The 6,561-nt window shown below is 63.7% G+C and carries 5 protein-coding genes and 1 pseudogene; 4 read left to right on the top strand and 2 right to left on the bottom strand.

Annotated features, from left to right (window positions below):
- Positions 1 to 60: 60 nt before the first annotated feature.
- Together ACFOYX_RS21705 and ACFOYX_RS21700 are read left to right on the top strand one after the other, a co-directional pair.
- Entirely contained in the window at positions 61 to 789 is a 729-nt protein-coding gene (locus ACFOYX_RS21705) for a serine/threonine-protein kinase (RefSeq protein ID WP_369292992.1), read from the top strand.
- Between the two features lie 681 nt (positions 790 to 1,470).
- Entirely contained in the window at positions 1,471 to 2,592 is a 1,122-nt protein-coding gene (locus ACFOYX_RS21700; protein ID WP_322443962.1) for a hypothetical protein, read from the top strand.
- A 455-nt stretch (positions 2,593 to 3,047) separates the two neighbouring features.
- On the opposite strand, the pseudogene ACFOYX_RS21695 reads toward ACFOYX_RS21700, so the two are convergent.
- A pseudogene (locus ACFOYX_RS21695) lies at positions 3,048 to 3,203 on the bottom strand (tyrosine-type recombinase/integrase); the annotation flags it as partial.
- Between the two features lie 798 nt (positions 3,204 to 4,001).
- Positions 4,002 to 4,964, bottom strand: coding sequence for an IS30 family transposase (locus tag ACFOYX_RS21690; RefSeq protein ID WP_322443960.1), 963 nt, complete (start codon positions 4,962 to 4,964; stop codon positions 4,002 to 4,004).
- A 95-nt stretch (positions 4,965 to 5,059) separates the two neighbouring features.
- Here ACFOYX_RS21690 and ACFOYX_RS21685 point away from each other — a divergent pair, with 95 nt between their 5' ends.
- Together ACFOYX_RS21685 and ACFOYX_RS21680 are read left to right on the top strand one after the other, a co-directional pair.
- Positions 5,060 to 5,566 (top strand): hypothetical protein, encoded by a 507-nt coding sequence (locus ACFOYX_RS21685; RefSeq protein WP_322443959.1) that lies wholly within the window; start codon positions 5,060 to 5,062, stop codon positions 5,564 to 5,566.
- Between the two features lie 488 nt (positions 5,567 to 6,054).
- Positions 6,055 to 6,303, top strand: coding sequence for a hypothetical protein (locus ACFOYX_RS21680; protein ID WP_322443958.1), 249 nt, complete (start codon positions 6,055 to 6,057; stop codon positions 6,301 to 6,303).
- The last annotated feature ends 258 nt before the right edge of the window (positions 6,304 to 6,561 follow it).

Raw genomic sequence — 6,561 nt, 5'->3', positions numbered from 1 at the left:
CTCTCCACCTCACCCATTTCGAATACCGATACCTACCGGATTCTTGTTGAGATCACGTCAATGCCTTACTATGAAGGCGGTAGCCTTCACTCCGTCTTAATGGCAGATCGACGATTTAGCCTCGGCGAGGCTATTGCATTAGCGTGCCATGTTCTTGACGCGTTGCACTTCCTGCATGTTGAGCGCCGAATCGTTCATCGCGATATCAAGCCGGGCAACATCTTCCTCTCAGAGGGCGCTACTGCTGCCTACCTGGGAGACCTTGGCTGCGCCGCCCCGATTGACGAGGTGGGTGCAACCTTCTCCGGGGGGACTCCCCTCTATAGAGCGCCTGAAGCAAAGTCAGGCAGGTACACGGCGCAGAGTGACCTGTACAGCCTTGGGTTGGTTCTACTTGAGATGGTGAGCGGTAGATTCAGATACGAGGACATCAGCCAGGACGACGTTCAGCGAAGGCTCAACGAAGGCAAGCGGACCCTAGCGAGCCGCCACCTGAGGCCACCCGTTCACGTTCCTGACGCCTTAGCTCGAATCATGACCAAGCTGCTAGAACCGAATCCTGAATCGCGCCCGCGGAGTGCGCTAGCGGTCCAACGCGACCTGCAGAACGTCGTACACGTCAACTGGCGACAGGTATCACTTAATCGCTCCATGTGTTTGGAGAGAGGATTTTCTCGGGAGGCGTGCAGGCTTGAAGGGCCGAATGATCGACCAAGTACTCTGCGCGGCCCTGTGACTCCTCGGCAACAAGGACTCCCCACGAGTGGAGCTGCCATATCGCCCGGGTAACCCCGCTAACCCGGAGCTGCACCTCGGGATCGGGAACCGGGTTCGAGATTGGGAGGCAAGCTCTATCGGCTGAACCCAGCTCGTGATCTATCCATAGGGCGATCAGCGCCTCATGCAACCGACGGTGGTCGCGGGCGTCTAGGCGTGACGGGCCACCAGCTGCCAGCAGGGCAGCTAGTAGCTCCGGCATGGCTAGGCGCGGCACGTCGTCACGGTACAGCCGAGGAGGCCACCGCGCGAACATCTGTTCGGTTTTTCTCTTCATCTGGTAATGATCGCCGGACGCCGCGACAGTAGGGCGGGCCGGCTCACCGCAAGGACGGCAGGTCAGAGTGCCTGCCAGCAGGCCCACTGACGGAGATGATCGGGGCGGCGGAGATACCCACAGCCGTTCAAGTCAACGCCAAGTAGCACGACTGCCGCCAGCCTCGGGGTCATCTCTCCATCTAGCTCGCGCTCGTGCCCTTACCAGCTCCAGCGCGGGTCGCGTCGCTCCCGCAGCAAGACGGGCCTACTGGCTGGGGTGTGATCTCGCCCAGCGGAGGGGGCTGGGGCGGCCAGCTCGTCGGCGGCGACGTACGGCATCCTCCGCATCGAGGAGCCGAGCCCGCTCGGTCATTCGTTGGGCCATCTTGACCCGCTGGGCGATGTGTTTCACGTGACCGCGCTTCAGAATGCGATATGGCCATCTTCCAGCGGTGGTTCGGTGGTACGCGCCGAGCGGCCTCGCTCGTGACTCCGCCAGAGACGACGGCTCCGCCGCCGACGCCGGTGCTCCTTCCCGGCGGCGAGGACCTTGAGGTCGTCGGTGAAAGCAACTATCAAGAGGCTCTCTGGCAAGTCGTCGGGGGACGGACGCGGGATCGCATCCGATTCGGCATCCATGCTGCGCTGATTCCCGAGACCGATAACCCGTACGATTCCAACGCCATATCGGTCTGGATCTCAGGGTTGAGAGTGGGCTACCTCTCGCGTGCTGATGCGGCTGACTATCGCTCAGGGCTGGTGGCACTTGAGGCCAGGCATGGGCGACGTGTCGCGCTTAGCGGCGTGGTTGTCGGGGGTGGCATGAGATCGGACGGACCAGGCATGCTCGGCGTCTGGCTGTCCCATAGCCCGCAAGACTTCGGCGTTGCGCCGGTTGTGGCTCCCGAGCCGGTGCTGCAGCTAACGATGCGCACGGGCCTATCCGCAGCGTTCGCTACAGATGCCGAAGATGATTCCTACGACCTTTCTTGGTACGAGGATCTACCTGCGGACCATATTGCGGCCGTGAAGAAACTCAGGCTCCTGCTCGGAGAGGATCCCGATCCGATCGATCGCCATTTCATGTTCTGCGAACTGGAGCGAAGGCTATACCGTTCCCGCGACGCGTTCGACTCGGCGATAGAGCAGTACGACGAGGCGTGCCGCCAGCATGATGCTGAGATGGACGTGATCCGGACGGCCCTCTTCGAGAAGTTTCAGGAAATTCCGCTGCTCGAAACGTATACCCAGATGGCCATACGCCAGCAGAAGGCCAAGAATTGGGACCGGGCGCTGTGGTGGGCCAGGCGCGGTATCGCTTTGTACGGTTCGGATGCGGCCCGTCCCGAGGCAGTATCGGATCTTGAAAAGCGCGTCGCGGCGTACAGCCGAAAGCTGGAGGGCGCGGGTGAGCCGTCAGGACGACGGCGCGCCAGTGCACAAAACGGCAACGAAACGGCAATCGTGGAGGTCCTCGTCTGCCGTAGTTGCGGCGGCGGCTTCGAGAGGATCCGTACGCGAGGCCGAAAGCCGACGCAGTGCGAAGCGTGCCGGTAGCCCGACTCATCGCCTACGTTCCCGCCGCGGCGGACCCGGCTCAACGCGACTTGTACCTGGCTTGGACCGAAGCCAAGATCCTGCCGTATCCATGCCGTGGAAGGTGGACCGGCAGCGACAAACGTTGACCACCAACGCCCAACGTAGCGCCAGGTCAAGGGGCATCTTGCCCCGTTCGAACGGCTTCGATCAGCCCTGCAATCAATGCAACGCCAAGTGGCAAGCCAAGCGGGTGAGGGGCAGTCAGGAGGTAGCGAGAGAACAGCAGCGACCGGCAGCAGACAACACAGGTCAGCAGAGAGGTGATGCTGGGTAACGCAGGACGGCATCCCGGGGACATCAATCGGCGGCCCACATCCGCGTCTTAAAGGGTTGCCGTCGCCAGGGCTGGCCCTGTTCAAGGAGGGCAACCGGAACCATTGATCCGAGGTACTTGGCTCGCCGTACAGCACCGCGAGGCGGTGGGCGGGGGAGCGGTCGAGGGAACCCCGGTTGCGGTCGTACCGGCGGGTGGTCCGCGGATCGGCGTGGCCGAGGAGGTCCTGGACGTCGCGCAGTGGGGCGCCGTCGTCTAGGGGGGCGGTCGCCGCGGCGTGGCGCAGGCTGTGCGGGAGCTTGCCCGATGCGGCATTGTCCCTATTCGATAGTGACGCCGAGGGCGTGCCGCCCTGGGAGGAACGGCTAGACACCTACAAAGGGAGGCGGACCTTGTTCGTCCGCGCCGCTCGTCGGGACTTGGTGCGGGGGCGACACGGCCGGAGGTGGTGGCAGCGGAAGTTCAAGCAGCCATCCGAGCAGCCAAGCCGACGAATCAGGACGGACGAAAGCAGCAGAGAGGCGGCGAAAGCGTCACCTGCGGCCGACACGTAACGACTGCAGGCAGGGTCGTATCCGAGCTAAGAGGCACGGAACGACAACCGATGGCAACAGACGATGCGCCGCAGCCGCGTTCACACCGAAGGGGTCAACGTGCGGCACCTGCGGGGTGTAGGAACGGAGAACGCTCAGCCTGGCTGAGCCTCGCCTTCTTCCCTCTCGCGACTGGCACGACGGACCGATCAGTGGTTGGTCCGGCCGAGGTGCCGAACCGCCCGCGCTAGGCCGCTTGCGGCCAGGGGTGACGCAAACGTGAGGTTGCGGATAGGCTAGGGTCAATTAAAATCGGCCGGAATGCGACTGAGGGCTGCAATGGAAACGATGGCGCAAAATGGTACGAAGTGGGCAACTTTTGGGTTGCGCTTGCGGGTGTGGTGATCACCCTCCTTGTAGGTGCAATCAGCGCCTGGGTTTCTTACAGAGTGGCAAGACCAAAGCGCAGGCTAGTATATAGATATGAGATGCAGGCTCTGGGGGGCGAGGACGTTATCGTCCATCACAACGGCCGAATGGTGGCGCAGCCTCAGGCAGGTTCAGCCGGTGGAAGCATTTGCCTCGACGAGTTCGGTGAATATCTCGGAGGGCTTCTTCCAGCCGTGGATCTTACGCGGTCGGTCGTTGATCTCGGCAGCCACCATCGCGAGGTATTTCGGGTCCGAGGTGATAGGGACGCCCTTGGGGAAGTACTCCCGCAGGATCCGGTTGGCGTTCTCGTTGCTGCCGCGCTGCCAGGGCGAGTGTGGGCGGGCGAAGTACACCGGCAGCCCGGCCGCGGTGATCCGGGCGTGTCCGGCCATCTCCGACCCGCAGTCCCAGGTCAACGACCGGGCGATCTGCCGCGGTAGCGTCCCGGCCGCGGCGATGATCGCATCCCCCACGGTCAGCGAGTCCCGGCCGGTCAGCGGGACCAGGACCACGAAGCGGGAGGTCCGCTCGACCAGCGTCGCCACCGCGCTCTTGCCCGCCTTACCGATGACCAGGTCACCTTCCCAGTGACCGGGGACCTGCCGGCCCTCGACCTCGGCGGGCCGTTCGTCGAGGTAGCGGGGCTCGCGGATCCGTGGCGCCGGAGCCGGCCGGGCACCGCCACGACGGGCCGTGCGGCCAGTGCGCAAGCCGATCAGCTCCCGCGCCAGGGTGGACACCGGCTGGGCGTAGACCCACTGGTAGATCGCCTCGTGAGACACCCGGTAAGCCTGATCGTCGGGGTAGTCGAACGGCAACCGGCCCGCGATCGACGCCGGAGACCAGCCCAGCCGCAGCCGCTCGCGCACCACCTCCCGCAGACCCGACACCCGCTCGACCGCCCACGTCTTCGGCCGCCGCCGCGACACCGCCGCCGCCGTCTCGGCGGCCGCAGCCCGGTACCCGCCGCGACCACCATGCCGGGCGACCTCCCGTGAGACCACCGACGGGTCCCGGCCGATCAGGACACCGATCTGTTTGTACTCCAGGCATTCGGCCAGGCCACGGGATATCTCTTCACGATCAGCCAAGGACAACATCGCACGCACGGCGGAACATCCTGTCCCACCGAACCGTCAAGATCAAATGCTACGACCGGCTGAACCTGCCTCACTCTGTCTTCCTGGTGATCGGTAACCAGGGAAGAAGCGATATTCCGTCGAGCTGCTTTGACGAAAAGAAACCTCTGGCAATCGATTTCTCTGTACCAATTCTCCAAATCTCTCACGTCAAATCGAAGCCGCCAGGAAGTGTTGTGCCCAAGGTGGCGAAGTCGGATACGAAGGTCCTCATCGGTCCATCTCTATTGGCCTCCGATCAGTTGATAATCATAGCACTTTTGACTGATGGAAGGCCTGTTTTCCCGCCGCCATCGAATCCCTTGGTCGACGTCCCGGCGATAGACTCGAAGGAGCTGTCAAGGAAGCAGGCTAGGTTCGAGAAAGTTCTGAAGATGGCAGCCTTGGCAGCGGCCATCGTTGCCATCTTCTTGCCAATTTCTGTCGGCCTTCGTCTAGGGCTTGCTCTCATAATCATGCTTCCTGGAGCATTTCTGGTGGTCCTGTCAACTTTTGCAACGAGTGTTTCGAAACGAGTTATCGGCAGGTCAATTGTGTCCTCCGCTGACCGTTAGCAGTCCTCACGGGCGCCCATTCAGCGTGGATCGGCGCAGCCGACAGGGCCAAGATCTCGTCGGCTCTAGGCCTTCGAGCGCCAACCAACGGCGGCCATCCTTGACCACCGATGCCCGATGCCCGAAGGGAGCGACAACTGCCGACACCGGCCGACAACGCCGACCAGGCTCCCCAGACGGGGGTCGGCGCTGGCGAGAGCAGTCAAGCCACCGGGCGACGGCGGATGGAGCGCGGACCGGGGTCACCAGCTGGCGCACAGCGAGCCTAGGGAGCGGCAGCCGGAGACCGACTCGTATTTCGGAGGTCCAACGCATTCGTCGTAACTGATCTGCGCCCGAGCCCCGCTCCAGCTGCACCACGATGACGGGGGGAGGGCGAATATGAGCGGCGCACGCGGCCTGGGCGGATGGGGCCGGCTGGGATGAGCCCGGCCTGGCGGTGGGATATTTCGCGGGCTGGGCTGGTACTGCGCCGGCCCGTCGCCCCGATGCTCGCCGCGCCGGTCGATTCGGTGCCTGAGGGCCCGAACTTGGTCTATGAACCGAAGTGGGATGGCTGGCGGGCGTTGGCCTTCCATGGAGCCTCCGACCTCTACCTCCAGTCGCGTGCCGGCAGGAACCTGACGCCGTACTTCCCGGACATCACGCGCGCGGTGCGGGCCTTCGTGCCGCCTGGGGTGGTGCTCGACGGGGAGTTGGTCGTCTGGGAGCGCGGACGGACGAACTTCGCTCAGTGAGCGTCCGGGAACTCGGTAGGGCGGGTGGTCACAAGGCGATGAAGCACGGCGTGTAGGGGATCGATATGAAGCGAGCTCCTGGTAGATCGGCCGGGCGGTTGTCTAGGCCAACCGTTCACCAGGAGCTCGCTGTGTCATTGTCGCCTGCGTGTGTCTGCTCGTCGTGCCCAGCCCATCCGGCGGGCGTGTCAGCATCGCCGACCTGCGGGTTCTACCCGTCCTCCTCGCTGACCGACGCCCAGTGGGCGATCATCGAGC

Source organism: Micromonospora sp. GCM10011541, from assembly GCF_042650725.1.
Taxonomy (GTDB): domain Bacteria; phylum Actinomycetota; class Actinomycetes; order Mycobacteriales; family Micromonosporaceae; genus Micromonospora; species Micromonospora sicca.
Note: the sequence above shows the minus strand (reverse complement) of the source record. Positions and strands in the feature narration are given on the sequence as shown.